Annotated in this window: 27 protein-coding genes, 1 tRNA gene and 1 riboswitch; of the genes, 14 read left to right on the top strand and 14 right to left on the bottom strand. The window is 70.3% G+C overall.

The genetic code is table 11. The features are described 5' to 3' along the window. Nucleotides 1–45: 45 nt before the first annotated feature. The 4 genes from OG992_RS20520 to OG992_RS20535 all read right to left on the bottom strand — a co-directional run bounded on the left by OG992_RS20520 (nt 46) and on the right by OG992_RS20535 (nt 4,361). Nucleotides 46–315, bottom strand: coding sequence for a DUF6458 family protein (locus tag OG992_RS20520; RefSeq protein WP_030487564.1), 270 nt, complete (start codon nt 313–315; stop codon nt 46–48). Between the two features lie 195 nt (nt 316–510). After that, on the bottom strand, nt 511–2,367 hold the full coding sequence (locus OG992_RS20525) for an acyl-CoA dehydrogenase (protein WP_238685222.1): 1,857 nt from the start codon (nt 2,365–2,367) through the stop codon (nt 511–513). Nucleotides 2,368–2,496: 129 nt separating this feature from the next. Further along, the gene (locus OG992_RS20530) at nt 2,497–3,621 is read right to left on the bottom strand and encodes a PP2C family protein-serine/threonine phosphatase (protein ID WP_266305240.1); all 1,125 of its coding nucleotides are present in this window, start codon (nt 3,619–3,621) and stop codon (nt 2,497–2,499) included. A 104-nt stretch (nt 3,622–3,725) separates the two neighbouring features. Next, a complete protein-coding gene (locus tag OG992_RS20535; protein WP_266304064.1) occupies nt 3,726–4,361 on the bottom strand; it encodes a septal ring lytic transglycosylase RlpA family protein in 636 nt (211 codons plus the stop codon). Between the two features lie 187 nt (nt 4,362–4,548). Here OG992_RS20535 and OG992_RS20540 point away from each other — a divergent pair, with 187 nt between their 5' ends. From OG992_RS20540 to OG992_RS20550, 3 genes are read left to right on the top strand one after another with little or no spacing between them, the layout of a single operon-like run. Continuing rightward, nucleotides 4,549–5,100 carry a phosphoribosyltransferase family protein gene (locus tag OG992_RS20540; RefSeq protein ID WP_266304065.1) on the top strand — a complete coding sequence of 184 codons (552 nt, stop codon included), beginning with the start codon at nt 4,549–4,551 and terminating at the stop codon, nt 5,098–5,100. A 33-nt stretch (nt 5,101–5,133) separates the two neighbouring features. After that, complete coding sequence (locus tag OG992_RS20545; RefSeq protein ID WP_266304066.1) at nt 5,134–6,180, top strand: questin oxidase family protein; 1,047 nt, start codon at nt 5,134–5,136, stop codon at nt 6,178–6,180. 57 nt (nt 6,181–6,237) lie between these two features. Beyond that, on the top strand, nt 6,238–6,669 hold the full coding sequence (locus OG992_RS20550) for an ASCH domain-containing protein (RefSeq protein ID WP_112700111.1): 432 nt from the start codon (nt 6,238–6,240) through the stop codon (nt 6,667–6,669). Between the two features lie 24 nt (nt 6,670–6,693). Here the strand turns inward: OG992_RS20550 and OG992_RS20555 are convergent, their stop codons facing one another. Next, entirely contained in the window at nt 6,694–7,602 is a 909-nt protein-coding gene (locus OG992_RS20555; RefSeq protein ID WP_266304067.1) for an LLM class flavin-dependent oxidoreductase, read from the bottom strand. A gap of 125 nt (nt 7,603–7,727) precedes the next feature. On the opposite strand from OG992_RS20555, the gene OG992_RS20560 reads away from it, so the two are divergent. Then, nucleotides 7,728–8,096 (top strand): hypothetical protein, encoded by a 369-nt coding sequence (locus OG992_RS20560; RefSeq protein WP_266304068.1) that lies wholly within the window; start codon nt 7,728–7,730, stop codon nt 8,094–8,096. A 216-nt stretch (nt 8,097–8,312) separates the two neighbouring features. Next, nucleotides 8,313–8,957, top strand: coding sequence for a dihydrofolate reductase family protein (locus OG992_RS20565; protein ID WP_266304069.1), 645 nt, complete (start codon nt 8,313–8,315; stop codon nt 8,955–8,957). Nucleotides 8,958–8,982: 25 nt separating this feature from the next. Here the strand turns inward: OG992_RS20565 and OG992_RS20570 are convergent, their stop codons facing one another. Beyond that, nucleotides 8,983–9,324 (bottom strand): glyoxalase/bleomycin resistance/extradiol dioxygenase family protein, encoded by a 342-nt coding sequence (locus OG992_RS20570; RefSeq protein WP_238685215.1) that lies wholly within the window; start codon nt 9,322–9,324, stop codon nt 8,983–8,985. A gap of 185 nt (nt 9,325–9,509) precedes the next feature. Here OG992_RS20570 and OG992_RS20575 point away from each other — a divergent pair, with 185 nt between their 5' ends. From OG992_RS20575 to OG992_RS20595, 5 genes are all read left to right on the top strand, one after another. Further along, the gene (locus OG992_RS20575; protein WP_266304070.1) at nt 9,510–10,265 is read left to right on the top strand and encodes a hypothetical protein; all 756 of its coding nucleotides are present in this window, start codon (nt 9,510–9,512) and stop codon (nt 10,263–10,265) included. Continuing rightward, nucleotides 10,262–10,615, top strand: coding sequence for a transcriptional regulator (locus OG992_RS20580; protein WP_266304071.1), 354 nt, complete (start codon nt 10,262–10,264; stop codon nt 10,613–10,615). The genes OG992_RS20575 and OG992_RS20580 overlap by 4 nt, the downstream gene beginning before the upstream one ends. A 9-nt stretch (nt 10,616–10,624) precedes the next feature. Then, nucleotides 10,625–11,056, top strand: coding sequence for a hypothetical protein (locus tag OG992_RS20585; protein WP_266304072.1), 432 nt, complete (start codon nt 10,625–10,627; stop codon nt 11,054–11,056). A gap of 209 nt (nt 11,057–11,265) precedes the next feature. Then, nucleotides 11,266–12,204 carry an LD-carboxypeptidase gene (locus tag OG992_RS20590; protein ID WP_266305241.1) on the top strand — a complete coding sequence of 313 codons (939 nt, stop codon included), beginning with the start codon at nt 11,266–11,268 and terminating at the stop codon, nt 12,202–12,204. Between the two features lie 27 nt (nt 12,205–12,231). After that, complete coding sequence (locus OG992_RS20595) at nt 12,232–12,657, top strand: hypothetical protein (protein WP_266304073.1); 426 nt, start codon at nt 12,232–12,234, stop codon at nt 12,655–12,657. 100 nt (nt 12,658–12,757) lie between these two features. Here the strand turns inward: OG992_RS20595 and OG992_RS20600 are convergent. Both OG992_RS20600 and OG992_RS20605 read right to left on the bottom strand, forming a co-directional pair. Continuing rightward, nucleotides 12,758–12,831, bottom strand: a tRNA-Gly gene (locus OG992_RS20600). Nucleotides 12,832–13,085: 254 nt separating this feature from the next. After that, entirely contained in the window at nt 13,086–13,643 is a 558-nt protein-coding gene (locus OG992_RS20605) for a pyridoxamine 5'-phosphate oxidase family protein (RefSeq protein WP_323181902.1), read from the bottom strand. Nucleotides 13,644–13,742: 99 nt separating this feature from the next. Between OG992_RS20605 and dcd the strand changes: the two genes are divergently transcribed. After that, nucleotides 13,743–14,321, top strand: coding sequence for a dCTP deaminase (gene dcd, locus OG992_RS20610; RefSeq protein WP_030332009.1), 579 nt, complete (start codon nt 13,743–13,745; stop codon nt 14,319–14,321). Nucleotides 14,322–14,395: 74 nt separating this feature from the next. Here the strand turns inward: dcd and OG992_RS20615 are convergent, their stop codons facing one another. Next, on the bottom strand, nt 14,396–15,436 hold the full coding sequence (locus tag OG992_RS20615) for an NlpC/P60 family protein (protein ID WP_266304074.1): 1,041 nt from the start codon (nt 15,434–15,436) through the stop codon (nt 14,396–14,398). A gap of 13 nt (nt 15,437–15,449) precedes the next feature. Next, nucleotides 15,450–15,585, bottom strand: a riboswitch (cyclic di-AMP (ydaO/yuaA leader). A 235-nt stretch (nt 15,586–15,820) separates the two neighbouring features. Between OG992_RS20615 and OG992_RS20620 the strand changes: the two genes are divergently transcribed. Next, nucleotides 15,821–17,803 carry an N-acetylmuramoyl-L-alanine amidase gene (locus OG992_RS20620; RefSeq protein WP_266304075.1) on the top strand — a complete coding sequence of 661 codons (1,983 nt, stop codon included), beginning with the start codon at nt 15,821–15,823 and terminating at the stop codon, nt 17,801–17,803. 55 nt (nt 17,804–17,858) lie between these two features. Here the strand turns inward: OG992_RS20620 and OG992_RS20625 are convergent, their stop codons facing one another. From OG992_RS20625 to OG992_RS20645, 5 genes are all read right to left on the bottom strand, one after another. Beyond that, entirely contained in the window at nt 17,859–18,872 is a 1,014-nt protein-coding gene (locus tag OG992_RS20625; RefSeq protein ID WP_238685188.1) for a C40 family peptidase, read from the bottom strand. 167 nt (nt 18,873–19,039) lie between these two features. After that, nucleotides 19,040–20,041 carry a hemolysin family protein gene (locus OG992_RS20630; RefSeq protein WP_112601088.1) on the bottom strand — a complete coding sequence of 334 codons (1,002 nt, stop codon included), beginning with the start codon at nt 20,039–20,041 and terminating at the stop codon, nt 19,040–19,042. Further along, on the bottom strand, nt 20,034–21,359 hold the full coding sequence (locus tag OG992_RS20635) for a hemolysin family protein (RefSeq protein WP_266304076.1): 1,326 nt from the start codon (nt 21,357–21,359) through the stop codon (nt 20,034–20,036). Before OG992_RS20635 ends, OG992_RS20630 begins: the two co-directional genes overlap by 8 nt. Before the next feature lie 103 nt (nt 21,360–21,462). Next, on the bottom strand, nt 21,463–23,661 hold the full coding sequence (locus OG992_RS20640; protein WP_266305242.1) for a (Fe-S)-binding protein: 2,199 nt from the start codon (nt 23,659–23,661) through the stop codon (nt 21,463–21,465). Between the two features lie 206 nt (nt 23,662–23,867). Beyond that, nucleotides 23,868–24,134 (bottom strand): cell division protein CrgA, encoded by a 267-nt coding sequence (locus tag OG992_RS20645; protein ID WP_238687690.1) that lies wholly within the window; start codon nt 24,132–24,134, stop codon nt 23,868–23,870. 221 nt (nt 24,135–24,355) lie between these two features. On the opposite strand from OG992_RS20645, the gene OG992_RS20650 reads away from it, so the two are divergent. Both OG992_RS20650 and OG992_RS20655 read left to right on the top strand, forming a co-directional pair. After that, nucleotides 24,356–25,156 (top strand): DUF881 domain-containing protein, encoded by an 801-nt coding sequence (locus OG992_RS20650; RefSeq protein WP_238687689.1) that lies wholly within the window; start codon nt 24,356–24,358, stop codon nt 25,154–25,156. Next, complete coding sequence (locus tag OG992_RS20655; RefSeq protein WP_266304077.1) at nt 25,153–26,985, top strand: class E sortase; 1,833 nt, start codon at nt 25,153–25,155, stop codon at nt 26,983–26,985. Before OG992_RS20650 ends, OG992_RS20655 begins: the two co-directional genes overlap by 4 nt. Nucleotides 26,986–26,989: the final 4 nt, after the last annotated feature.

Genomic DNA, 26,989 nt, shown 5'->3' on the forward strand with positions numbered 1-26,989 from the left:
CCCGCCGATCCGACGGGTGGCTCAGGGGTACGCCTTGTGCGGGGATCAGGACGGCGGCGCCGTTGGTGGCGGCGGGTCCGGCGGTGGCGGCATCATCGCCGTCGGATGAGACAGCCGGTTCTCCTCCACGATGAGGGTTCGAGCCCGCTTGCGCCGGTCCTGCCAGAACCAGACAGTGGTCAGCAGTACGGCCAGCCCGGCCAGGATGAACACCCAGCCGACCGCGCGTACATCGATCCACCAGACGTTGGCCCTCAGCGCGAAGGTCAGGATCGCGCCGATGGCGATGAGAAAAATGCCGCTTCCTACACCCATGTGCGCTGCACTCCCCCGTGCGGTGGCTCTGGGCGTTCCCTTTCGAGGTCACGCGACGGTTACCCGCCACGCCAGCGGCATACCCGACCGGGCTCGGCCAATACGTGCCGCCGCCGGACGGAGACGGCGACGGCCGGCGGGGCAGAAGCCCCACCGGCCGTGGCAGGTGCCGGGTGGTGCGACCCAGCACAAGACCTAGAAGGCCTCCTCCGGGAGGTCCATGATGTCGAGGTCGGCACCCTCGATGATCCGCCGGTCGGCGCCGATGCGGGGCAGCACCTCACGGGCGAAGAAGCGGGCAGCGGCCACCTTGCCGGTGTAGAACGCCTTGTCGCTGGCGGAGACCTCGCCCGCGAGGGCCTTCAGCGCCACCTCGGCCTGCCGCTGGAGCAGCCAGCCGACCACCAGGTCGCCGATCGCCAGCAGGAACCGCCGGCTGCTCAGCCCGACCTTGTAGAGCGCGCGGGTGTCGCCGCCCTGCGCCTCGCCCAGCCAGCCGGTCAGCACGCCGAGGATGTTCTGGATTTCGGCCAGCGCCTTGCCCAGCGCCTGCCGCTCCTCCTTGAGCTGGCCGTTGCCCGCCTCGGAGGAGATGAACTCCTGGATCTCGCCGGAGACCGCGAGCAGCGCCTTGCCGTTGTCCCGAACGATCTTGCGGAAGATCAGGTCGAGGCTCTGGATGGCGGTGGTGCCCTCGTACAGGGTGTCGATCTTGGCGTCGCGGACGTACTGCTCCAGCGGGTAGTCCTGGAGGAACCCGGAGCCGCCGAAGGTCTGCAGGGCCTCGTGCCCGAGCATCTCGTACGCCCGCTCCGAACCGACGCCCTTGACCAGCGGCAGCAGCAGGTCGTTGACCCGCTTGGCCAGCTTGGTGGCCTTCTCGTCCCCGGCAGCCTCGGCCAGCGCGACCTTGTCCTGCCAGGTGGCGGTGTAGAGGACCAGAGCGCGAAGACCCTCGGCGTACGACTTCTGCAGCAGCAGCGAGCGGCGCACGTCCGGGTGGTGGGTGATGGTGACCCGGGGGGCGGTCTTGTCCGCCTGCTGGATCAGGTCGGCACCCTGCACGCGGTTCTTCGCGTACTCGAGGGCGTTGAGGTAGCCGGTGGAGAGGGTGGCGATGGCCTTGGTGCCGACCATCATCCGGGCGTACTCGATGATCATGAACATCTGCCGGATGCCGTCGTGCTTGTCGCCCAGCAGCCAGCCCTTGGCCGGTACGCCGTGCTCGCCGAAGGTCACCTCGCAGGTGTTGGAAACCTTCAGGCCCATCTTGTGCTCGACGTTCGTGGCGTAGACGCCGTTGCGCTCGCCAAGCTCGCCGGTGGTCTCGTCGAAGTGGAACTTCGGCACCACGAAGAGCGACAGGCCCTTCGTGCCGGGGCCACCGGCACCCTCCACGCCGACCGGACGCGCCAGCACGTAGTGCACGATGTTGTCGCTCAGGTCGTGCTCACCCGAGGTGATGAAGCGCTTCACGCCCTCGATGTGCCAGGTGCCGTCGGGCTGCTGGATCGCCCGGGTGCGCCCCGCACCCACGTCCGAGCCGGCATCCGGCTCGGTGAGGACCATCGTGGAGCCCCACTGCTTGTCGATGAAGAGCCTGGCCCACTTCTTCTGCCGCTCGTTACCCTCGACGTGCAGCACGTGCGCGAAGGACGGGCCGGAGGCGTACATCCAGACCGGCGCGTTCGAGCCGAGCACCAGCTCGGCGAGCGCCCACCAGAGGGCGCGCGGCGCGTTGGTGCCGCCCAGCGCCGGCGGCAGGTCCAGGCGCCAGAACTCGGAGTCCATGAATGCCTGGTAGGACTTCTTGAACGACTCCGGCAGCGGCGCGGTGTGCGTCGCCGGGTCGAAGACCGGCGGATTGCGGTCACTGTCCGTGTAGCTGGCGGCCAGATCCTCGCGGGCGAGGCGGTCGACCTCAGCGAGGAAGCTGCGGGCGGTGTCGGTGTCGAGATCCGAGTACGGCTCCTGGCCGAACGCCCGGTCCGCCCCGAAGACCTCGAACAGGTTGAACTCGAGATCCCGGAGGTTGCTCTTGTAGTGGGTCATGCTCGCTGGCCCCGCTTCCGGACAGGTGTTACCGATCAGTAACCCCGACTGTATTACTCGCGGGTAGGCAGCGACAAGCGGATCACCCAAGTGACGGCGATTACACACCTGCGGGCGCTGTCGGCCGGCTCAGCTCTCGGCGGCGCCGACCTCCCAGCTCGGCACGGCTACGGCCGCGCCGGTACGGGCTCCCACGTACTCCATCAGGACCAGCGCGATGTCGTCGTCGAGCCGACCGTGCACCCACTCGACCAGGGCGGTCTCCAGCGATGCCAGCCCGTCGGCGACAGTGCCATGGCCGAGCAGTCGCCAGGCCCGGTCGGCGGTCGGGAAGAACTCGCCGTCCCGCCGCGCCTCGCCGAGACCGTCGGTGAACAGCAGCAGCCGGTCCCCGGGCTCCAGGCGTTCGACCCGGGGGCGGACCACTGGCATGAACCCGAGCGGAGGCGCCGGGGCCGGTGGTTCCAGTGGGATCACCGCACCCCGGCGTAGCAGCAGCGGTGGCGGATGCCCGCAGTTGACGATCGTGAGGGTGCCGCCGCGCTCCTCGACCAGAGCCGCCGTGACGAAGTCCTCGTCGCCGACGTTGCGGGCCACCGCGCGGTCCAGGTCGGCGACGACGGCCCGCAGGTCGGCCCGCTCGTACGCCACGTGCCGGTAGGAACCGAGGACGATGCTGGCCAGCCGGACCGCGTCCAGGCCCTTGCCCCGCACGTCACCGATGATCATGCGGACGCCGTAGGGCGTGTCGATCGCCTCGTACAGGTCGCCGCCGATCTCGGCCGTCGCGGTGGAGGAGATGTAGCGTCCCGCGACCGAGAGCGTGCCGACCTGCGGCCCGAGCGGGCGCAACACCGCCTGCTGGGCCACCGAGGCGAGTTTGGTCAGCTCCACGATCCGCTCGGCCTGCCGCTGGCGAACCCAGGCCACCGCCACGGCCATCCCGGTGACGAGCGCGACCGCGACAACGCTGACCGAGGTGTCCAACGAGACCTTCGGCGCGATCAGCGCGAAGCCGGCGCCGATCAGCGTCGCCGCGACGCCCACTCCCAGGACCACCAGCCAGGACGCCAGGGCGGCGGCGAGAACCGGCGCGGCCGCCAGGAGCGCGACGTAGTGCACCTTGCGGCCGTCCGCCGCCTCCACCGCCGAGACGATCGCGAGCAGAACGAGGGCCGCGCCGAGGCCGGCGCGGGATCCGGGGCTCAGCGGGCGACGGCCCGACTGGAGGAGTCGCGTGGGTACGAGGGACAGTTTGCCTGATCCACGTGAACCGGTGAATGAACCTGACCCGTCGTCCGAGGAGGTTCTGTCCGGCCGGCCCAGTCGGCCGGCCGAATCGGCGTCGCCGATCCCACTCAGCCGAGGACCTCATAGCGGACGGTGAGCGCGCCCACGTCGACCGAGGCGATGCTGGCGAAGGCGGCCCGGGAGAGGTCCAGGCAGCGACCGTCGATGAACGGGCCGCGGTCGTTGATCCGCACCGTCACCGACTTGCCGTTGGCCGGGTTGGTCACCCGGACCTTGGTGTTGAACGGCAGTGTCTTGTGCGCGGCGGTCAGCGCGTCGGGGTTGAACGACTCGCCGTTGGCGGTGAGCTGCCCGTCGGAGTAGAACGAGGCGCCGCACGAGCCGCTGTCCAGCACCTTCGCCGCGGCCGTGGTCTTCTTGACCGTCGGCTTCGGCTTCGGCGACGCGGTGCGCTCCTTGCCCCGAGAGGCGGCCTGCTGCGACCGGGTCGCCGACGGGCTGGCGGTCACGCTGGGCGAGGCGCTGACCCTCGGGGTGACGGCCGGGGCGCTGGTGGGGGTGAGGCTGCTCGCGGCGGTGGTCGGGGTGAGGTCGAGAGCCACCTGCCCCGACTGGTCGGGGCCGGAGACCAACTGAACGGCACCTACAGTGCCTCCGACGGCGAGGGCGACGCCGACCGCCGCGGTGGCCACGATGCCCGCCGGGGAGGAGAAGATGCGGGTACGGGAGTGCTTGCCTGCCACCGGCCCGGTCCTTTCGTCGTCTGAACAAACCGGGTCGGACCGTAACGAGAGAAGCACTTCCGAAGTCAACGTGATCATGGTGCTATGCCCGTATTTGCACAGGTACGTGTAGCCGATCATCCGACCCGGGATGGGCCGGGTGGCCCGGGTGCCGCCACGCCCACCCCCCGTGCCGCAGGATGAGCGGATGCCCGCCGATCTGACCGAACGCCTGGCCGCCCTGTTCCAGTGGATCGACCCCGGCCCGGACACCAGTCACCTGGTCAGCGACATCTCCGGTTGGTGGCGGGACCCGACGGTACTGGCCGAGCTGGGGCCGGCCCTGGCGGCGCCGTACCGGGCCGCCCGGCCCACCGTGGTGCTCGCGCCGGCCGTCACCGGGCTGCTGCTCGGGCCGTTGGCCGCCACCGCCCTCGGGGTCGGCTTCGTGGCCGCCCACAAGCCCGGTGACGGGCGACTGCCGGCAGGGCCACTCACCTGGGCGCAGAGCCCGCCGGACTACCGGGGCCGACGGGTCGACCTCGCCGTACGGGACCGACACCTCGGCCCCGACGACCGGGTGCTGGTGGTGGACGACTGGGTGCGTACCGGCGCGCAGCTACGCGCCCTCTACGACATCTGCGCCGCGCGGGGCGCCGAGGTGCTCGGCACCGCGGTGGTGGCCGTGGACTGCCCGCCCGAGGTCGCGGCCGACCTACGGATCACCGGCCTGATCGACGCCACGGATCTGCCCGCTTGACCTGAAGCGAGGTTGAGCACCGACGATCGACGGATGAGTGACGGGATTCTCGACGAGGCGTACGAGCGGCTGCACCGCACCGGCCCCGAATATCAGGGCTGGCTGTCCAACCACGGGCCGATGGCCGTCGAGGCGTTGGTCCGACACGGGCACCCGCACCGGGTGCACCGTTGGCTCGACGACTACCTCGGCCGCCTCGACGAGGTGCCCCGAGGGCTGAACCCAATCGACGACTGGCGGTCAGCGCTGGGCGATCCGAGGCGCGCCGGTGACTGGCTGGCCTACTTCGACAGGCAACTGCGCGAACACCAGTGGCGTGCGGTGCTCGGCACCTGGTGGCCCCGGCTACTGCCGGGCATCGCCGCCGGCGCCACGCACGGTGTGATCCGGGTCGGGCACGCCGTACGCGCGCTCGACCCGGACGACGAGAACCGACAGCGGCTCACCGAGTTGGGTCAGGCCCTCGGCTACTGGGCGGCCCGCTGGCAGCCGATCCCCGGCACCGACCGGCTGTTCACCGGCGACCCGGACCAGCCGGGCGCCGACGACATCGACGTGGCGGCCGCGCTGGCCGGGCTGCCCCGGATCGACGACCAGACCGGCGGCGTCCGGGATCGGCTGGACCAGCTGCCGGGCGTACCCCGATGGGAGCCGGCACTCGCGACGCTGCGCCCCGCGCGGAGCCCGGCCGAGGCGGAGCGTGGGCTCACCACGCTGGTGCACCGGGCCGGCCTGGACTACCTGCGCTTCGGGCACGCAGCGCCGGTCATGCTGGTGCACGCGGTCACCGCGCCGACCGCCGTGCTGCGTACCCTGCCCGCACTCGACCGGGGTCTGTGGGCGCCGAGCTTCGCCGCGGCCTGGGCCGCGGCGGCGGCCATGACCTCCGTGTACGCCCCGGCCACCGGCATCGCGCCCCCGACAGTGACCCCCGCGCCGCCGTCGGAGGTCTTCGCCCGCGCGGCCCGCCACGGCGACGAGCACGTGGTCAAGCTCGCCGACGCGATCCTCGACGCGTACGCGACGAGCACTGACGAGCGGCTCCTCACCGCACCCGGCTACGCCGGCCAACTGATCTGAGCGGGGCGACGGGTATTGCGGCGGCGGCCCGGCCCGCGCTGGCCTAGCCTCGGCAGGATGTGGCCTCGGATCGGTGAACTACGCGCCCTCGCCCTCGGCACCCCCGGCGAGTTGCGGTCGACCCTCAACACTCTGGTGCTGGCGGGTGTGAAGACCGCGACGGCCGGCCGGCTCGCCGAGTACGCGGAAGAAGGCGAGGAGTTGGAGCACGTCGGCGAACGTCTGGCCCTTGTCGACGACGACAACGCACTGGCCGGCGTCGTGGAGATCACCGGAGTCGAGGTGGTCCGCTTCGCCGACGTGCCCTGGGACTTCGCCCACGCCGAGGGCGAGGGTGACCGCTCGATCGAGGAGTGGCGGGCCGGGCATTCGACCTACTGGGCGCGGCTCGGCACCCCGGTCGACGGCGACACCCCGATCGTCTGCCTGCGCTTCCGCCTGGTTTCCGGCGGCGAGGGCGGTGTGGCCAGCGGCGACCTCGGCACCTGACCCGGTCGGGTCGGTGCGTCAGCCTCAGCCGCGCAGTTGTGGCAGCAACCGCGTCGCCACGTCCACCAGGATGGCCTCGTCACCGGCGTACCAACTGCTGGCGCGCGGCCAGTGCGTCACCACGTCGGTGAAACCCAACTCGGCGGCCCGGCCGACCTGATCGGCGAAGAACTGTGCGCTGCTGAGCGAGAAGACCGGCGCCGCGTCCAGCGAGAGGTAGCGGTCCAGGCTGGCCGGGTCGCGGCCGGCCTCGTCCAGGGTCCGGTCCATCCGCGCGGACAGCGCCGACACACTGGCCCACCAACCCGCCAGGTCGTTGTCGTCACCGGTGCCGGTGGTCACCCAACCCTGCCCGAAGCGGGCCACCAACCGCATCGACCGTGGCCCGTTGGCGGCCACCACGAACGGCACCCGAGGCTGCTGCACGCAGCCGGGGTTGTTGCGGGCATCCACCGCGGCGAACCAGTCGCCACGCCAGGTGGTGCCGTCCTCCCGCAGGATCAGGTCCAACAACTCGGTGAACTCGGCGAACCGGTCGACCCGCTGACGCGGCGGCAGCGTCTCACCACCCAGCACCGCCGAGTCGAAGCCGATGCCGCCCGCACCGAGGCCGAGCAGCAGCCGGCCGGCGGAGACGTCGTCCACAGTGGTGATCTGCCTGGCGAACGCGGCCGGGTGCCGGAAGTTCGGTGACGCCACGAGGGCGCCCAGTCGAATCCGCGAGGTCACCGTGGCGGCCGCGGTCAGCGTGGCCATCGAGTCGAACCACGGGCCGTCGACCAGGTCACGCCAACCCAGGTGGTCGTACGTCCAGGCGTGGTCGAAGCCCCACTCGTCGACCTGCCGCCAGCGACGCTGCGACTCCGCCCACCGCTGGTCCGGCAGGATCACTATGCCAATCCGCATGATCGCCACCCTAGTCGGGCCGAACATCCGCCCCCGGCATCACGCTGAGCAGAGGGTCGGGCTTCGTTGCGACAAACCCGTACTCTCCGGGGGTGCCCACCGAAGGAACTGCTGCCCGCGTATCCCCGGGTGGCCGGACCCACCGGCTCCGCATGGTCCGCACGGGGGCTTTGCTGGTCGGGGTGATGATTCCGTCGCTCCTCCTCCGCGAGCTGATCGAGTCTCGGTTCGGTCGCGGGCCGGTGGCCGACCTCAGCGCGGTCGCGGTGCCCATGGCGGCGACCGCGTGGCTCGCGCCTTACGCCTCCTATCGGCGGCGCGACGCCCTGCTCTGGCTGGTCGGCCCGGGCCTGTACTTCTTCGCGGTGATCGTCTGGCGGGTGGCCCTCGCGCCCTACCGGGACTGGAGCCCTCGCCCGGAGGAACGGGCCCGGATGCGCTGGTCACGCGACCCGGAACACGCCGGGACGTGGTACCTGACCGAGCCCGAGAGTGGCACGCGTCACACTTCTTCCCGGTAGGGACATCGCGTTCGACTCCGACCCCTCGGGGAGCGGCACCGGGGCGGGGGGTGTCGAGCTGACGCCGACCCGCGTCCTTGTCACCCCGCAGGTGACCCACATCCGGTACGCGGTGCGCGGTCGCGCCCCGCTCGTGCTCGACGACCGGGGCCGCGGCGATGGCCCGACGGTGACCGCGAACTGAATCACGGCCCATCGAAGGAAGGACGACACACCATGCCGCAACTGTTGCGGGTGCAGTGCTTCAACGTTTCGCGCGACGGGTTCGGGACCGGAGAGGGGCAGAGCCTGGAACGGCCCTTTGGTCACGCGGACCCCACCCCGCTGTTCTCCTGGCGTGCCGCCACCGCCAGCTTCGTGTATCGCACCGAGCCGGGCGGGACTCGTGGCCTGGACGACTACCTGACCCGCGACGCCGAGTGCAACATCGGCGCGGAGATCATGGGTCGCAACAAGTTCGGCCCGCAGCGCGGCCCCTGGAAGGATCACGAGTGGCAGGGCTGGTGGGGGGACAACCCGCCGTTCCACACGCCGGTCTTCGTGCTCACCCACCACCTGCGCCCGTCGTTCAGCCTTTCCGACACCACGTTCCACTTCCGCGATGTCAGCCCGGCCGAGGCGCTGGCCGAGGCGACGCAGGCAGCCGACGGTCGGGACGTACGCCTCGGCGGTGGGGTGGCCACCATTCGCGAGTTCATCGAGGCCGACCTGGTCGACACGATGCACATCGCCGTGGCGCCCGTCGACCTACACCGGGGCGAGCGGCTGTGGGACAGCCCTGACGAACTGCTGGACCGCTTCCACCTCGAGTCGGCGCCCAGCCCCAGCGGAGTCACCCATCTGCTGTTCTGGAGGCGATGACCGCCCTCCTCCCCGGCACCATCGTCTAGAGCCGGGCCAGCACCAGCAACCGGTTGCCGTCGGGGTCGGTGACCCGGGCGGACCGCTCGCCCCAGGGCTGGTCGACCGGCTCCTCGGTGACTGTCGCCCCACCCGTACGCAGCGCGCCCACTGCCGCGTCGCAGTCGTCGGCGTAGACGCACAACTCCCAGCGGTGCGAGTCGGCCGGCCCGCCAGCCTCCGGGTTGGCGGCCAGGCCGAGCTCACTGCTGCCCAGCCGCAGGGCGACGAACTCCGGGGCGCCCTCGTCCGGGAACTGGTAGGTCAGCTCGAAGCCGACCACGTCCCGGTAGAACGCGATCAGTCGTGGCAGGTCAGGTGTCGTCACGATCGGAAAGGCTTCGGTGAACACGGACCACCTCCAAGCCGGACCCTAGCCGCTGCCGAGGCCCGGCAGGAACTACCACGGTCGATCCCCGCGGATGTCATCACTTCGCTGGAACACTTGCGCAGAATGATTTGCGATGCAAACCTATTGGTAGTGCAGATCCGCGCAGCAGCCTGGAGGTCACAGTGACGGACCGATCGAGCACCGCGCCGAACAGCGGCAGCACACCCGGAGAGCTGCTGGCCTCGGTGACCGCCCTCCAGCGGCGTACCCGGGCCGTCCGCAACGCCTACTGGCTGCCGCTGCTGCTGTTCGGCCTCCTGATGGCGGCAGCCGCACCCCTGTACGTCGAGTCGACCGATCCGCTCGGCATGCGTGTCGGGCAGGACAACCCCGCACTGACCGGCCTCGGCGGGGAATTCCTCGAACGCTCGGCGACCCTCGGCTGGTACTGGCTGGCGGCGCTCATCGGCGGCTACCTGCTCAGCCTCTGGTGGTACCGGTGGCATGGTGTGCGGGTGGGCGTCCAGACACCGGCTCGGCCGTACGTCATCGCCGGCATCGTGGGCACCATCGTCGGGCTCGTGCTGCCGATCGTGCTGCGGTACCTGTTGCTCAACACGGCGACGGTGATCTCGAACGCCACCGGCTGGGTGACCACACCGCTGCTGGGCATCTCCGATCGCGGAATGATCCCGCACCTGGTCATCGCGGTGGGGCTACTGGTCCTGGCTCGACTGGAACGCAGTCGTGGCCTGACGGTCGTGGCCGTGGTCTACGCCGCGGCGGTCGTCCTCGTGAACATCTACTTCCAGACCGCCAACTTCCAGCCCGGGGACCTGAACCGCCACAGCTTCCTACTGGCGGCCCTGCTGCCCGCACCGATCCTGCTCGTCGGCGGCGGCATCGCCCTCCTCAACACGATCAAGAGGCCGGCGTGAGCAGCAACGCAGAGGCCGCCGGCACCGGCACCGGCGGTCACCCGACGAACGGGCTCAGCGACACCGTCCACCAACGCAACCGGCTCGGCATCCTCACCATCGCGGCAGAGGCCGAACGGGTGGAAGTCGCCTACCTGCGCGACGCCCTCGAACTCACCGCCGGCAACCTCTCCCGACACCTCGCCGTGCTGGAGGAGGCCGACCTGATCCAGATCGAACGGGGCTACCACGGCCGCCGGCCCAAGACCTGGATCAGGATCACCGAGCAGGGGCAGGCCGCACTGGCTGCCGAGATCAACGCACTACGGGAACTCCTGCGACGCCATCAGGAGTTTCGGGCTTCCACCTGAGCGCAGCTGTTGGATCGACACAGGCTCCAGGAGAACTCCGACTTCCGTGGCTGGCTGTCGATCCACTTCGTTCAGAACGCAGGCCCGCACACGCAGAGCCTGAAGCTGGGCTCGTTGTCCAAGCTGACGCCCGGCAACGTACGCGAAGCAATCCTTGCCACCCGCGAACTCCTGCGGCCCGTCGAGGCTTGCGGCGTCGATCTGCGGCGGCACCGCGGCGAGCTACTTCCGTTCACCGCGCCCGTCTGGCTGGCAGCACCGGCAATGGCCCGGCTGTTCAGGCACTTCCCGCCGATGCGCTTGGTCATGGAGGCCCACGCCAACCCCGAGGAGCTGCGCGCGGTCTGTCGCGACACCCTGGCGGAGGCGCGCAGGCTGGGAGTGGAGGTGCCCCGACTGGAGGCGGCCGAGCCCTACTTCGCTGCCGAGAGAACGATCTAGGCATGTCACACGCTGGTGCTGAAACGCCTCGGGCGTGCGCGTCCACAGCCGCCCCGAAATGAGATGCGTACGGGCTCGCGCACCTGTTGGATCTCGACATGGAGCATGAGCTTGTTAGTCCTCGGAAGGCACGCCCGGGGGACCACCTCGCGGTCCTCTCACCGTCCTTCGCCGCGGCCGGTGCCTATCCCGGGATCCACGAGCAGGCCATGCGACGGCTCGCCGACCTGACCGGCCTCGTTCCGGTCGAATACCCCACGACCCGCCAGGTGGGCGCGAGCGCGGCAGCGCGGGCGGCGGACATCAACGCCGCCTTCGCGGATCCCCAGGTACGCGGCATTCTCGCCGTCGTCGGCGGCGACGACCAGATCACCGTCATCCCCCACCTGGACGCCGACCTGGCCCGCGCCGACCCGAAGCCGTTCCTCGGCACCAGCGACAACACCAACCTGCACCACTGGCTCTGGGGCCTCGGCATCGCCAGCTTCTACGGCGGGTCCTCCCAGGTGCACCTCGGCCCCGGGCCTGCCGTCGACGACATCCACGTCCGGTCACTGCGAGCGGCGTTGCTCACCGGGGAACGACTGGAGATCACCGACCCGGGTGAGTCCGAGGACGTCGGCATCGACTGGGCAGATCCCCAGGCGTTGAAGTCGTTCGGCGAGCGCGAACCGACGGAGCCGTGGAGCTGGCACGGGCCGTCCCGCGCGGTCACCGGCCCCACCTGGGGTGGCTGCCTGGAAGTCATCCAGTGGATCCTGACGGCGGGACGCTTCCCGTTTCCGCCGGAGGTCCTGCACGGCGGAGTGTTGATCATCGAGACGTCGGAGGAGCTTCTCCCCGCCCGCGAGGTTGGCTGGATCGTCCGGTCACTGGGTGAACGCGGTCTTCTCAGCGCCGTCGACGCGGTCCTGGTCGCCCGTCCGCCGGTCTCCGACCACACCCGTCGACCCCCGGCCGCGGATCGGGCGCGACTTCGTGAGCAGCAGCGCGACACTGTCGTCGACGTGGTGACCCGCTACAACCCCGAGGCGGTCATCTGCGTCGGGGTTCCGTTCGGCCACACCAGACCACAGTGGGTTCTCCCCCACGGCGGCCCGGTCACCGTCGACGGCGTGGAACGTCGCATCTTCGCCGACTACCGATAGGGCCTGGCGGGGTGGAGGATCTGCGTCGTGCCCCCTCTGCCGCAACCCGACGACCTCGCATCGCTTGTGCTCCGGACCGACTTCACCGACGACACAACGTGGGAGGCCGTCAAAGAAGAGTTTCGCCGGTGGGACTGCTACTACAGCGCGACCTTCGTCGACGATCCCGCCTACAGCAAGGCGACCGTCAAGCAGCTGATCGACGCGAACGCCCCCATCGGTGATGAAGACTGGCTCCCGTACCTGTTCGTGGCCGACGCGGCCACGATGATCGACGTCGAACGCCCGCTGCTCGCCGTCGACCTAAGCCGCGAGCCCGGTCGCACCTTCCACGTGCCGCCCCGCTGGTATCCGGACGTCTCGGCCAACCTCACCATCGCCAACATGGACTTCGCCGAGTTCGCCGACGCCGCCGACGAGTCCGGAACGTACCGGGGCTTCGAGGGGACTTGACGACCTGGAAAAGCAGCGGCTGATGGCACGCGCCTGATCGTTTGACCGTGAACGTCGAAGGCCCTGACCGGGACTCACGTCCTGGGCAGGGCCTTCGCAGTGGAGCGGGTGACGGGAATCGAACCCGCACTGTCAGCTTGGGAAGCTGATGTTCTGCCATTGAACTACACCCGCAAGCGGCACCACTGTACCCGAGTCGTCGAGCCTCTGCACCCAGGTACCCCCGCCGGTCGCGGCTGTCCACGTACCCCTCCGTACGGGGTTGATCCACTCGGCTTTCTGGAAGTCGGGGCATCCGGAGCGCTGGGACACCGCGACTTCCTTGAAGTCGAGTTGATCACCGCGGGCGGCAGGGTGCCGGGCGGTGCGTACGACCCGGTGCCGACTCCGTTACGACGGAGCCGGCACCGGTGATCTTCCGGCGGTGGTCAGGCGGCAGTGCACTGGACGTCACGGCTGAGGCGGGTCGGGCGCGCCTGCGGGACGGCGAGGGGCGCTGCCACCGTCAACGGGGCGTTTGGGTCGAGCCAGACCCGAACGGCCGGCCGACTCGGTGCGAGGCCCGGAATGCCCGCGATGTGCTGCTCGCGGCGGGTGAGCATGGCCACGTCGACTGTGAACTCGAAGAGCCGCCAGTCGACCTGCGGCTCAGCCCGGGCGCTCTGCGCCAACTGCGCCACCCGGATCGGATCGGTCACCGGACGGGCGTGCCCCGCCACGTACGCCTCGTCGTCGCTCTCCTCGGCAGGGAACGAGTGCAGCGCGTAACGGCCGTCACGTTCGAGGTCGCGGCGCTTGGGCGAGTCGATGATGAAGCAGAACAGCCCCTCGGCGGTGATGACCGGAGAGACCGGATGGACGCGGGGCCCGCCGTCGGCACGGACCGTGGCCAGATAGCCGAAGCCCGGCCCGTATTGCTGGAGGAGAACGCGGATCCCGTCGGCGAGTCGGGGCTCGTCGGCGGCGAATTCGGACCAGGAAGCCATGTGGGCATTCTATCGAACAAATGTACGAGCAGCGACCTCGACGCGCTGGTCACCGGCACCGAATCCGGCCACTTTTGGCAACGCGGCTATGGTGGTCCGATGCTGCTCTCCGACCGCGACCTGGTCTCCGAGATCAAGGCCGGCACGCTGGGCTTGGAGCCGTTCGAGCCCACCCTGGTCCAACCGTCCAGCATCGACGTCCGACTCGACCGGCTGTTCCGGGTCTTCAACAACCACCTCTACACCCACATCGATCCCGCGATGCAGCAGGACGACCTGACCTCGGCGGTCGAGGTCCCCGACGGCGAGCCGTTCGTGCTGCACCCGGGGGAGTTCGTGCTCGCCTCGACGCTGGAGGTCATCTCGCTGGGTGACCAGCTCGCCGGCCGACTGGAGGGCAAGAGCTCCCTGGGCCGGCTCGGCCTGCTCACGCACTCCACCGCCGGCTTCATCGACCCGGGCTTCTCCGGTCACGTGACGCTGGAACTCTCGAACGTGGCGAACCTGCCGATCACCCTCTGGCCGGGCATGAAGATCGGGCAGCTCTGCATCTTCCGGCTCTCCTCGCCGGCTGAGCACCCGTACGGCTCGGTTGTCTACGGGTCGCGCTACCAGGGCCAGCGGGGGCCGACACCCAGCCGCGCCTGGCAGCACTGGCGCACCTGGCCAACACGCTGAGGTTCAGCAGCCAGGACCGAGACGACGAGGGCCCGCCGCGACGGAATCGCGACGGGCCCTTCGATGACTCACTGTCAGCCTGGACGGCCGTAGCTGTGGATCGGGCCGTCGTCGACCTTCTTCATCTTGACCGGCTGACCGGCCTGCGAGGCGTGCACCACCCAGCCGCCGCCGACGTACATGCCGACGTGGTGGATGTCGCTGTAGTAGAAGACCAGGTCGCCGGGGCGCAGGTCGCCCTTGCTGACGTTCTTGGTCACCCGGCTCTGCGCGGCGGCGTTGTGCGGCAGCGACACGCCGGCCTTCGCCCAGGCGGCCAGCATCAGCCCTGAGCAGTCGTACGAGTTCGGGCCCTCGGCACCCCAGACGTAGGGCTTGCCGATCTGCGCGCAGGCGAACTTGACAGCGGTGCCCGCGCCGCCTCCGGGGTAGCTGCCCGGGCAGGGCGCCGGGCGCAGCGGACCGCCGCCGCCGCTGCCGTACACCTTGAGGCGCAGCTTCTGCAGGCGGTCGATCTCGTCGTTGATCTGCTTCTTCTTCGCCGCGAGCTGAGCTTCCGTGCGGGTCAGCTGGGCCACCATCTCGTCCAGTGGCGCCTTCTGCGCGGCCAACTGGTCGCGCAGGTCGGCCACCTGGCGTACGTCCTTCTGCTGGTTGTGCGCGAAGCGGTCGAGCATTTCGAGCTGGCCGACCACCTCGCTGGGCGACCGGCTGCCCAGCACGGCGTTGACGGTCGAGACGTTCTCACCCTTGTAGGCGCGTACGGCCAGGGCGCTGACCTTGTTCATAGCGGCGTCGACCTGGCGCTCGAGCGGAGTGATCCGGGCGGCCAGCGCGTCTGCCTGCTTGCGCTTCGCGGCGAGGTCGATGCGGGTGGCGTTGTGCCGTTCGATGATCGGTTCGAGCTTGTTCCAGTCGGCGTCGATCTGGCGCTCGATCTCGGCGACGGACGGGTCGGCGTGGGCCGCAGTGGCACTGCCGGTCAGAACGACGGCGATGCCGGCCAGCGCGGCGAGTGCGGTGGTGAAGCGGGACCAGCGTGGGCGCGGCACTATCGACGCCGGGCCGGCTGATGCCGACCGCTCGGACGACGGCCGCGGGGCATGGAGTGCCACCGGGGTTCCGTACTCCTTCTTCCTGACCGCCTACCGGGTTAGCTGACGGGTTCGGGCGGGAAGTCGGCGCCCTACCGCAATGGCTGCGGATTCACCCCGAGGGACCTGGGTCCCCGGTTCGCTCGGAAACGACTCGGCGGTGTCGGTCCGTTACCGCCCAGGTTGGGCGGAGCTGCTGTCGGGCCGACAAATGACCAGAGTAGAGACGCCTGTTACCGATCCGCAACCCGTGCGGCGGTGACACTCCGTACGGATTGGACGACGTCACCGACAGTGTGTGAAGAATTCTTTCCATCCACTTCGATAGATAGAAAGGTATTGACGTGACCTCCCGGACGGCGCGATGGTGACCTGACCTCACTCCGCGAGAATCTAGGGGGTTCGATGCACCATCCAACCCTGTCGACCGGCTGGCGCGCGCTGCTCGCCGCCACAGTGGTTGCCGCCGCGACCACCGTGCCACTCTCCGTCGGCCCGGCCGCCGCCGCGCCCAGCACCGACCGCCAGCAGCAGTACGCCGCAGCGGCCCTCGAGTACGGCGTGCCGGCCGTCGTGCTGCTCGGCGTCTCCTACCTGCAGTCCCGTTGGGACACCAACGCCGGCACGCCGAGCACCAGTGGCGGCTACGGTCCGATGCACCTGACCGACGCGCGGCACGTGGCCGCCCTACCCGGGCGCGGCCACCACGACGCCGGCGTCGAGGACCCACGCGGCGACGACTCCCGTCCCGCCCGAGTGCCCGCGCCCCGACCGGTCGAGGCACCCGCGCCGTCCACCGCCGCGTTGCAGACCGTCGACGCCGCCGCCACGCTGACCGGCGCCACTCCCGAGGCACTGCGCACCGACGCGGGCCTCAACATCCGGGGTGGGGCCGCGCTGCTGAGCGCGTACCAGAGGGATCTGGGCGCGCCGGTCGGCGCGGACACCGACCCGGCGGCCTGGTACGGCGCGGTGGCCCGCTACTCGGGCGCGGACAGCGCCGACGCCGCCGCGGCCTTCGCCGACGAGGTCTTCACCACCATCGGCGCGGGCGAGGCCCGGGTGACCGACGACGGCCAGCGGATCACCCTGCTGGCCCGCGCGGTACGGCCGGAGCGTTCCTGGCTGGACCGGCTGGGTCTGCGCCGCCTGGCCCGCCCGGACGGGGTGGAGTGCCCGCGCACCATCTCCTGCGAGTGGATCCCGGCGCCCTACGAGGCGTTCGGCGACGGGGACTACGGCAACCACGACCTCTCCGACCGGCCCACGCGGCAGAAGATCGAGTACATAGTCATCCACGACACCGAGGCGAGTTGGGCCACCACCCTGCAACTGGTCCAGGACCCGACCTACGTGAGCTGGCACTACTCGCTGCGCTCGGTCGACGGGCACATCGCCCAGCACGTGAAGACCAAGGACGTCGGCTGGCACGCCGGCAACTGGTACGTCAACGCGAAGTCGATCGGGTTGGAACACGAGGGCTTCGCGGCGCAGGGCACCTGGTACACCGAGGCGATGTACCGGACCTCGGCGAAGCTGGTCCGGCACCTGGCGCTGCGGCTGGGCATCCCACTGGACCGGCAACACATCATCGGTCACGACAACGTGCCCGGCACCATCCCCTCGACCGTGCGGGGAATGCACTGGGATCCGGGCCCGTACTGGGACTGGACGCACTACTTCGACCTGCTGCACGCGCCTCGACTGGACACCGGCACCCCGGCCACCGGAATGGTCCGGATCGATCCGGACTACGTCACCAACCAGCCGGCGTTCACCGACTGCGTCACCCCGGGCGTGCCCTGCGCGCCACGCGGCTCCTCCGCTGTGGTGCTGCGCAGCGCACCGTCCGCGGACGCGCCGCTGGTCAACGACATCGCGCTCCGCCCTGACGGCAGCCCGAACACGATGGCCGTGTCGGACCACGGGGCCCGGGCGTCAGCCGGGCAGACGTACGCGCTGGCCGGACGGCAGGGCGACTGGACGGCGATCTGGTACCTCGGGCAGCGGGCCTGGTTCCACAACCCGGCGTCCGCGCCGACCGCCAGCTGGACCGTCGGCATCGTGGCCACGCCGAAGCCCGGACGGACCACAGTTCCGGTCTACGGACGGGCGTACCCGGAGCAGTCCGCGTACCCGGAAGGGGTGCCCTACCAGGCGATCTCGCCGCTGCAATACACCCTGGCCGCCGGGCAGCGGTACGCCGTCGGCGCGGTGCTGGCCGGCGAGTACTACCGGGCCAGCACGTTCGACGGCTCCTCGTCCGGCGACTGGACGGTGATTCGCGGCAAGAACCGGTACGCGCAGATCCAGTTCGGTCACCGGATCATGTACGTCGACCTCGCCGACGTGCAGCTCCTGCCGTCCCCGGTCGGCGCGCCCCGCTGAGAACCACGAAGGCCCCCGGTCGGTGACCGGGGGCCTTCGTGTCGCGTGAGGTGGATCAGCCAGGTCTGCGGAACCCGGCGACCGGCATTGTGTTGATGCTGGACACCTGCACCGGCTTACCGGCACGTGGCGCGTGCACCATTGTGTTGTTGCCCAGATAGAGCCCGACGTGACTCAGGCCGGAGAAGAAGAAGACCAGGTCACCGGGGCGGGCGTCACCTCGCGAGATGGCCTTGCCCTCGTTCCACTGGTCACCGGTGTGGTGGGTGAGGTAGATCCCGGCCGCCTTGTAGGCGTACTGGGTCAGCCCCGAGCAGTCGAACGAGTTCGGCCCGGTGGCGCCCCAGACGTACGGCTTGCCGACCTTGCCGCAGGCGGTCTTGATAGCGGTGCGTGCCGCCTCGCTGACCACGCCGTTGATGGTCGGGCAGGCCGCGGTCTTGACCGTGGTCTTGGGCATCGACGCCTCGAGCTGCTTGATCTCGGCGTCGATCTGCTTCTTCTTGGCCGCCAGCTCGTTCTGCTGCTTGGTCTGGGTGACGATCAGCGCGTCCAGCTTCTGCTTCTCGCCGTCGTACTTGGCCCGCACGGCCAGCACACCCTCGACCTCCTTGCGCTCCTGCGAAGCGAGCCGGTCGAGGATGGTGAGCTGCTCGGTGAGCGTGTCCGGCTTGGCGCTGACCAGCAGCGCGCCGATGTCGTGCGACGGGCCCGAGATGTAGTAGCGGGAGGCGAGGTCGCCGACCCGGTTGAGCGCCAACTCGCTCTGCAGCGCCAGCGGCTCGATCTTCTTCTGCAGGTTCGCCGACTTCTGCCGGTTGACCTTCAACTGCGCCCGGACCTTGTTGTACTGCTCGATGGTGGGCTCCAACTGCTCCCACTTCTTGTCGATCTGCGCCTCGATCTCGTCGACCGTGGGCGCGGCATGTGCCGGCGCGGTCAGCAGACCGGCGCCGACCGCCGCGGCAGCGACCAGGATCAGCACCCGGTGCGCGACGCGACGCAGGCCACCAGAGCGAGCAGACGCATTCAGGTCGTGACGATGAGGGGGCATGGTTGCCACCGGCACCGACTCCTTTGCAACCGACCGCCGGGCGCCTCGCGTGAGGGAAGGGCCGAGGCAGACGACCCACAGCGGTCGGTGCCCCACATTAGGGAAGCTCGGGGCGGTAATCAAGGCGAGGGCGGTCACCATCACTGTCGTGCAACCGCTTGCACACCAAGGGTATTGGTTCATCACCCAACGATTGCGGTCAATACATCGTCAAGGGTGACCACACCGAGTGGCCGTCGCCCGTCGCTGACCAGCACCATGTGCCGCCGTTCGCGACGCATCGCCAGCAGCAGGTCGGCCAGCGTACGGTCCGGCGGCACCACCGCCAGCGGCCGGTAGACGTCGGCTGGCACCGGCGACCGGCGGCCCTGCCCGGCGTACCCGAGCACGTCCTTGACGTGCACAAAACCGAGCACCCGACGGGTCGACCGCTGCACCACCGGGAACCGGGACCGGCCGGTCCGGGTCGCCAGCACCTCCAGTGACGCCGGCGAGACGTCCTCGGCCACCGTCACCACCGTCGACCACGGTTGCAGCGCGTCCGCAGCCGTCCGGGCGTGCAGGGCCAGCGCGCCCGTGATCCGCGCGTGCTGCTCCGCGTCGAGCAGCCCCTCGGTCCGCGCCTGGGAAACCAACCCGGCCAACTCCTCGGCGGTGAACACCGTCTTCACCGCCTCGGAGGCCTCGATTCGCCAGAACGCGAGCACCCGCCGGGCCGCCCATTTCATCGCGAGCAACAACGGTTTGGTGGCCACACAGAATGCCAGCATCGCCGGGCCGAGCCAGAGCGCAGAGACCTCCGGACCGGCAAGCGTGATGTTCTTCGGCACCATTTCACCGACGACCGTGTGCAGAAAGACCACCACGCCCAGCGCCAGCACGAACGCCACCGGGTGCACCGCCCGCTCCGGCAGGCCGGCCGCGTGGAACGGCGGCTCCAGCAGGTGAGCCAGCGCCGGTTCGGCGATCGCGCCCAGACCCAACGAGCAGACCGTGATGCCGAGCTGCGCGCCAGCGATCATCAGGGGGATCTGGTTCATCGCCGACAACGCCCAACGGGCGCGTTTCGACCCGGCGGCCAGCGGCTCGATCACCGTCCGGCGGGACGCGATGAGCGCGAACTCGCTGCCCACGAAGAACCCGTTGCCGAGCAGCAACAGCACCGTCACGAGCAGCTCAGTCATCGTCGTCCGGATCCGCCGGGCGCAACACCCGGACCTGCTCGATCCGGTGCCGCTCCACCTCGACCACTGTGAACTCCCAGCCGTCCGTCTCGACCGTCTCGCCAGCGAGCGGGATGTGCCCGAGCTGGGCCATCAGGAACCCGGCCAGGGTCTCGTACGGCCCCTCGGGCAGCCGGAAGCCAGTCTGCTCGGCCAACTCGTCGGAGCGGAGCACACCGTCGACCAGCACCGTGCGCTCACCGCCCGGCACCGTCAGCTCGGCCGACCCGTCGTCGTCCACGCTCGCCGGGTCGAACTCGTCGGCGATCTCCCCGACCAGTTCCTCGACGAGGTCCTCGACGGTCACCACGCCGTCAGTGCCGCCGTACTCGTCGACCACGATGGCCAGGTCGGCCCCGGCCTCCTTCAGCGCGGCCAGGACACCGTCCAGGTTCAGGCTCTCCGGCACGTACACCGGCTCGCGGGCCACCGAGCCGACCCGGGTCGACGCCCGGTCGGCCAGCGGGACACCCAGCGCGTCGGGCACACCGGCCACGCCGGTCACCAGGTCCAGGGTCTCCTCGTACACGGGAAACCGGGTCCGCCCGGTCCGCCGCGACGCCTCCAGCAGCTCCGCCACGGTGGCTGTGGCGCGCAGCGCGACCACGTCCACCCTGGGGGTCATCGCCTCGGCGGCCCGCTTGTCACCGAAGCGGATGGTGCGACGCAGCAACATCGCGGTGTCGGTGGGCAGCGCGCCGGCCCGCGCCGAGATGCCCGCCAGCAGGCCCAACTCCTCCGGCGAGCGGGCACTTGCCAACTCCTCCTGCGGCTCCACGCCGAGCGCGCGGACCAGTCGGTTCGCCGAGCCGTTCAACCCCCGGATCACCCAGCCGAACGTCCGGGAGAAGGTGTGCATCGGGCCGGCCGTGGCCAGCGCCGCCGGCATGGGCCGAGCCAGCGCCGCGTTCTTCGGCACCAACTCGCCGAAGAGCATGGAGATCAGCGTGGCCAGGCCCAACGCGATGAACGGGGTGAGCCGCTCGGTGCTGTCTCCGGCCAGCGGGCGCAGCAACGGGGTGAAGAGCCGGGCCAGGGCCGGCTCGGCCAGGTAGCCGGTGAGCAGCGCGGTGATGGTGATGCCGAGCTGCGCCCCGGAGAGCTGGAAGGAGAGTTCGCGCAACGCTGTGCGTACCGTCAGGGCGGCCTGGTCGCCCGCGGCGGCCCGCCGGTCGATCTCCGCCCGGTCGACGGTGACCAGGGCGAACTCGGCCGCGACGAAGAACGCGTTGCCCGCGGTCAGGGCTACGAAGCCGACCAGGGGCAACAGCGTCGTCAAGAGTAGGCCGTCGATGTCGCCTCACCTCGGCGAGATTCTTGCACGACGGCGGCGGCCCTCAGGGGCCGCCGCCGTCGATGAACAAATCCCAGGAGTACGCGTCTCAGCCGCCGATCGGCGCGGTCTCCTTGCCGCCCTGCGGCTGCTCGGGCTTGATCGAGCGGAGCAGCACGCTGGCCACGTCGATCACCTCGACCTGTTCGCCGGCACCCTTGCCGTTGACCCCGTCGCTGAGCATGGTCGAGCAGAACGGGCAGCCGACCGCTACCGTCTTCGCCCCGGTGGCCATGGCCTCCTCGACGCGGTCCACGTTGATCCGCTTGCCGATCTTCTCCTCCATCCACATCCGGGCGCCGCCAGCACCGCAGCAGAAGGAGCGTTCGCTGTTTCGCGGCATCTCCGTCAGGTCGCCAGCGATGGCGTCGCCGAGGACCTCCCGGGGGGCCGCGAAGACGCGGTTGTGCCGACCCAGGTAGCAGGGGTCGTGGTAGGTGACGCCGCCGTCGACCGGCTGCACCGGCGTGAGCTTGCCGGTGGCGACCAGGTGCGCGAGCAGTTGGGTGTGGTGGACCACCTCGAACTCGCCACCGAGCTGCCCGTACTCGTTGCCCAGGGTGTTGAAGCAGTGCGGGCAGGTCGCGACGATCTTGCGCTTGGCCTTGTCCCGGCCCTCGAACGCCTCGTTCAGCGTCTCCACGTTCTGCTGGGCGAGCATCTGGAAGACGAACTCGTTGCCGATCCGTCGTGCCGGGTCGCCGGAGCAGGTCTCGCCCTCGCCCAGGATCGCGAACGTCACGCCCGCCTCGTTGAGCAGCGTGGCCACCGCGCGGGTGGTCTTCTTGGCCCGGTCCTCGAACGCGCCGGCGCAGCCGACCCAGAACAGGTACTCGAAGTCGTCCACCTCGCCGACCCGGGGCACCTCGAAGTCCAGGCCCTTGGTCCAGTCCTCGCGGGTGTTCTGCGGGGCACCCCACGGGTTGCCCTTGTTCTCCAGGTTGCGCAGCATCACGCCGGCCTCGGACGGGAAGCTCGACTCGATCAGCACCTGGTAGCGGCGCATGTCGACGATGTGGTCGACGTGTTCGATGTCCACCGGGCACTGCTCGACGCAGGCGCCGCAGGTGGTGCAGGACCAGAGCACGTCCGGGTCGATGACACCGCCCTCCTCGGCGGTGCCGATCAACGGCTTGTCGGCCTCGGCGAGGGCCAGCACGTCCAGGTGGGCGAGCTGCGCCTGGGTGGCCTTCTCCTCGCCGGTCAGGTCCTTGCCGCCGCCGGCCAGCAGATAGGGCGCCTTCGCGTACGCGTGGTCACGCAGGCTCAGGATGAGCAGCTTGGGCGACAGGGGCTTGCCGGTGTTCCAGGCCGGGCACTGCGACTGGCAGCGACCGCACTCGGTGCAGGTGCTGAAGTCCAGGAGGCCCTTCCAGCTGAACTGCTCGACGTGGGCGACGCCGAACTGGTCCTTCTCCGGGTCCGCCTCCTCGAAGTCGAGCGGCTTGCCCTGGCTCGTCATCGGGCGCAGCGCGCCGAGACCGGAGCCGGCCGGTTTGGCCGGCTCCCGCTTGAAGAAGATGTTGGGGAACGCCAGGAAGCGGTGCCAGGCGACGCCCATCGTGACGTTCAGGGAGATGACGATCAGCCACGTCATCGAAATGATGATCTTGATGGCCGCGGCGACGCTGACGCCGTCCTCCCAGTCGGGCAGCACCGCACCGACAGCGTGGCTGACCGGGGTGGCCCAGAACGGGAACTCGAAGTGGTCGGTGGCGACCTTGAAGCCCCGGATCACGAAGCCGAAGATCAGGACCAGCAGCACGATCCACTCGACGAAGTAGCCCTGCCACATTGTCGAGCCGGTGAACCGGGACCGCCCGCCCGGGCGGGTCGGCCGGTTGCGCAGCCGGATCGCCATCAGCACCAGGATGCCGACCAGACTCAGCACCCCGATGATCTCGGTGACCAGACCGAAGATCGTCCAGTGCCCGATGATCGGCAGACCGCCGTCGGTGGTGCCCACCTCGAAGTACGCCTCGAGCACCAGCAGCGACAGCACGACGAAGCCGACCATCACGAACCAGTGCGCGGCGCCCACCACGCCCCACTTGAGCATCCGGGTGTGGCCGGCCGTCTCCACCAGCATCGTCCTGGCGCGGGCGACCTTGTCGGAGAACCGCTCCGGCGCGGGTTGCCCGAGCCGGATGACTGCCACCATCTTCAGGACCGCACGCACCGCAAGCCACACCGCCACAGCGGTGATGGCGGCCGCGAGGATCGTGGTGACGATCTGGACGCTGCCCATCGAGTTGGCCTCCCCGGTCTGCTGCCTGATGACCTCGCTCTGCTCGGTCATGCAGTGCAGCCTACGCGAAGGTTACCCAGCGGTAACGTGAGTCATCTCGCAGTAGGCCGCGCTGCCTGCGCACACCATAGGGGGCCCCACCCGATCCTGCTGGGCAGGGGCTCGACGGGGTGACGTGGGACCGCCGACGCGACGGTCCGCTCGGATCAGCGCCAGCGAGAGAGCAACCCCAGCGAGGCGACCATCGCACCGAAGCCGACGGCGAGGTTCCAGTAACCCCACGCCATGACCGGGTACTCCTGCTCGGACAGGTAGTAGAGCACCAGCCAGCCGATCCCGACGACGATCAAGGCGACCGCGGTGATCGGCAACCACACCGGGCTAGGCTTGCGCGACGAAGACGTCGTCGTCGTCGGACGTACGTCCGTCGGCGGGGTGTACACCTTCTTCTTACGGACCTGAGACTTGGGCACGGCGCTCTCCAGAGGGGTGACGACCTCGTCCGGCCTGACAACCGGGCGCGGGGGCGACGGTCCATGGCCAATAATGTTCGAGAGCTAGCGTAGTCCCGATTGGCCGCCTGGACCACGAATGGGGTCAGGCCGGTGCACGGAGTGACCGAAAGAGGCGGGACTGTTCGCATCACCGGCCCAGCCGGTACGGACCGATCCCCGACACGCGGAAGGAACGCTCGGTGGAGTACACATCCGGCGCAACCTCCTGGCAGAAGGTCCTCCGACGGGCCGCCGCCGGGCTGCTGCCCCGGCGACCGCGCCAACGCCGTCCGGGCTGGTCGATCGGGGTGCCCCTGATCGCCGCGGCGGCCGGGCTGCTCTTCACCACCACCGCGACCACCGCGGGCGGCACCGCTCTCCGAGAGGACCGGCGCCCCCAGCTCAACCAGCTCATCGAGGACCGCCGCGAACAGGTCGCCGCCAGCGAGCGCCGCGCCGCCACGCTGCGCGGCGAGGTCGAGCAACGGACCAACACCCTGGCCGGGTCGGACGCCCCGATCAAGGCTCAACAGAATCGCGCCCAGGGCAGCCTCCAGGACGCCGGGTTCACCGCCCTCAGCGGACCCGGGGTGACAGTCGAGCTGAACGACGCGCCCCAGCTCGACCAGACCCAGTCGGACGCCAGCAACGACGACCTGGTGGTGCATCAGGGGGACGTACAGGCGGTGGTCAACGCGCTCTGGGCCGGCGGAGCCGAGGCCATGTCAATCATGAATGTCCGCGTGCTCACCACCAGCGCGGTACGCTGCGTCGGTAACACCCTGCTACTGCACGGCCGGGTGTACTCCCCACCGTTCAAGATCGTAGCGATCGGCGATCCCGCTGCCCTCCAGCAGGCCCTCGCCAGCTCTCAGGGAGTCCGGTTGTTCAAGGACGCGGTCGACGACTACCAGCTTGGCTACAGCGAGACGGCCTCCACGGTGCGAGTTCCCGCATTCGAGGATTCCACCGCCCTGCGCTCGGCTACGGTGCCCAAGTGAGCGGGCCGGACGAACGACGCGACGGGCGACACCGGGACCAGACCGACGAGCCGACCGCCTTTCTGCCCAAGTTCGACCGGCCCGAGTCGACACCGGGCCGACCGACCCCGGCCAGCAACTGGCCCGAGCCGGTGCTGCAACCGCCGCGCCCTGAACAGCCGCCGCGAGCCCCGCAGCCGCCGCGCACCGAGCAGCCACGCGCAGAGCAGCCGCGCACCGAGCAGCCGCCGCCGAGCGGGGCTCGACCCGAGCCGACCGGGAACCCGGGCCGCCCGGGTGCCGAAGCGCCGCCGCCATGGCCGGGCAGCGCGGCGGCCGGGCCGGGCTCACACGGCGGCGCGGGGGTTCCCCCCGCGACCACCCCCGGCCGACCGACCGCCAGCAACCAGGGCCCGGTTCGGCCGGCTGCCCCCGGCAACGCCCCGACCCGACCCCCCGCGCCCGGCGCCGCGTCCACCCGACCGACGGCGCCCGGCACCGCACCGACCCGCCCGCCGACCACCGGCAACCCACCGGGCGCCGCACCGACCCGCCCGCCGGGCGCGGGCAACCCACCCGGCGCCGCACCCCGCCCGCCGGCCGGCAACCCACCCGGTGCGGCGCCGACCCGCCCGGCCACGCCCGGCGGGGTGCCGATGCCGACCCGGCCGTCGGCTCCCAGCGCGCCGAGCCGGCCTGTCTCCTCCGGGCCCTCGACGCCGCCGCTTGCCGACGCGCCGACCGCGTACATTCCGCAGGTCACCGCCCGTCCCGGCCGACCCACCGGCTCCCCGGCCACCCCGGTCTCCCCGGCCGCCCCCGAGCGCGTCGCAGCGGCCGGGCCGGAAGGCTTCCCACCGACCGGGCCCGGCTGGGTCCCGCCGACCGGGCCGGGCCGGGTCCCGCCGAACGCTGGCGGGGATCACGGCGCGGACCCGGCCGCCACCGCGTTGATTCCGGCAGTGCCCGCCACTCCTGCCACCAGGCCGCCGACAATGGACTCGACAGCGTTGATGGGTGCCGTCCCCCGCACCGCCGTCCCGGACGAGCCGACCGGCGCCAACCCCGCCGACCCTCCCCAACCCCGACGTGGCGAGCGGGTGGTGCAACTCCGGCCGCACCAGACCGGCGAGGGCTACAAGAGCGTCTACTCCGAGCTGACCCGCCCGTCGTTCGGCTCGCGACTGCGCACCGGCGTCCGCATCACCGGCGAAATCCTGATCACCTTCGGTCTGGTGGTCCTGCTCTTCGCCGGCTACGAGGTCTGGGGCAAGTCGGCCATCGTCGACGCCCACCAGAACGACCTCAACAACCAGTTGGCCCAGGCGTGGGGCCCGACCGACGACCCGACTGTGGCCCCGTCGGTCGGCCCGAGCGTCAAACCGTCCCCGCCGGTACGCGGAAAACCGCTCGCGGGCCTCTACATCCCCAAGCTCGACAAGAACTGGGTCGTCGTCGAGGGGGTCACTCAGCAGGACATCCGCTTCGCCCCCGGCCACTACCCGACCAGTGCGCTCCCCGGCCAGGTGGGCAACTTCTCCGTCGCAGGCCACCGCAACCGGGCTACCTTCTGGCGGCTGGACGAGCTGAACGAGGGCGACCCGATAGTGGTCGAGAGCAAGACCGACTGGTACGTCTACCGGGTGTCGCAGTCCCGGATCGTCCGGCCGACCCAGGTCGAGGTGGTGGCACCGGTGCCCGGCGAACCGGACAAGAAGGCGACCAAGCGGATGCTCACCCTCACCACGTGCAACCCGAAGTTCGACAACTACCAACGCCTGATCATCCACGCCGAACTGGACCGCACCCAACCCAAGTCCGCGGGCCGCCCCGCGGAGCTGGGAGGCTGACCCG

It is taken from the genome of Micromonospora sp. NBC_00362, from assembly GCF_026342155.1.
In the GTDB taxonomy this organism is placed as follows: Bacteria; Actinomycetota; Actinomycetes; order Mycobacteriales; family Micromonosporaceae; genus Micromonospora; species Micromonospora hortensis.

Coding starts and splice junctions, on each gene's coding strand:
- OG992_RS20590 (WP_266305241.1), top strand. CDS start 11,266: ATGCGACGGCTCGCCGACCTGACCGGCCTCGTTCCGGTCGAATACCCC.
- OG992_RS20555 (WP_266304067.1), bottom strand. CDS start 7,602: ATGTTCGGCCCGACTAGGGTGGCGATCATGCGGATTGGCATAGTGATC.
- OG992_RS20560 (WP_266304068.1), top strand. CDS start 7,728: ATGGTCCGCACGGGGGCTTTGCTGGTCGGGGTGATGATTCCGTCGCTC.
- OG992_RS20630 (WP_112601088.1), bottom strand. CDS start 20,041: ATGACTGAGCTGCTCGTGACGGTGCTGTTGCTGCTCGGCAACGGGTTC.
- OG992_RS20565 (WP_266304069.1), top strand. CDS start 8,313: ATGCCGCAACTGTTGCGGGTGCAGTGCTTCAACGTTTCGCGCGACGGG.
- OG992_RS20620 (WP_266304075.1), top strand. CDS start 15,821: ATGCACCATCCAACCCTGTCGACCGGCTGGCGCGCGCTGCTCGCCGCC.
- OG992_RS20540 (WP_266304065.1), top strand. CDS start 4,549: ATGCCCGCCGATCTGACCGAACGCCTGGCCGCCCTGTTCCAGTGGATC.
- OG992_RS20545 (WP_266304066.1), top strand. CDS start 5,134: ATGAGTGACGGGATTCTCGACGAGGCGTACGAGCGGCTGCACCGCACC.
- OG992_RS20605 (WP_323181902.1), bottom strand. CDS start 13,643: ATGGCTTCCTGGTCCGAATTCGCCGCCGACGAGCCCCGACTCGCCGAC.
- OG992_RS20550 (WP_112700111.1), top strand. CDS start 6,238: ATGTGGCCTCGGATCGGTGAACTACGCGCCCTCGCCCTCGGCACCCCC.
- dcd (WP_030332009.1), top strand. CDS start 13,743: ATGCTGCTCTCCGACCGCGACCTGGTCTCCGAGATCAAGGCCGGCACG.
- OG992_RS20525 (WP_238685222.1), bottom strand. CDS start 2,367: ATGACCCACTACAAGAGCAACCTCCGGGATCTCGAGTTCAACCTGTTC.
- OG992_RS20640 (WP_266305242.1), bottom strand. CDS start 23,661: ATGGGCAGCGTCCAGATCGTCACCACGATCCTCGCGGCCGCCATCACC.
- OG992_RS20520 (WP_030487564.1), bottom strand. CDS start 315: ATGGGTGTAGGAAGCGGCATTTTTCTCATCGCCATCGGCGCGATCCTG.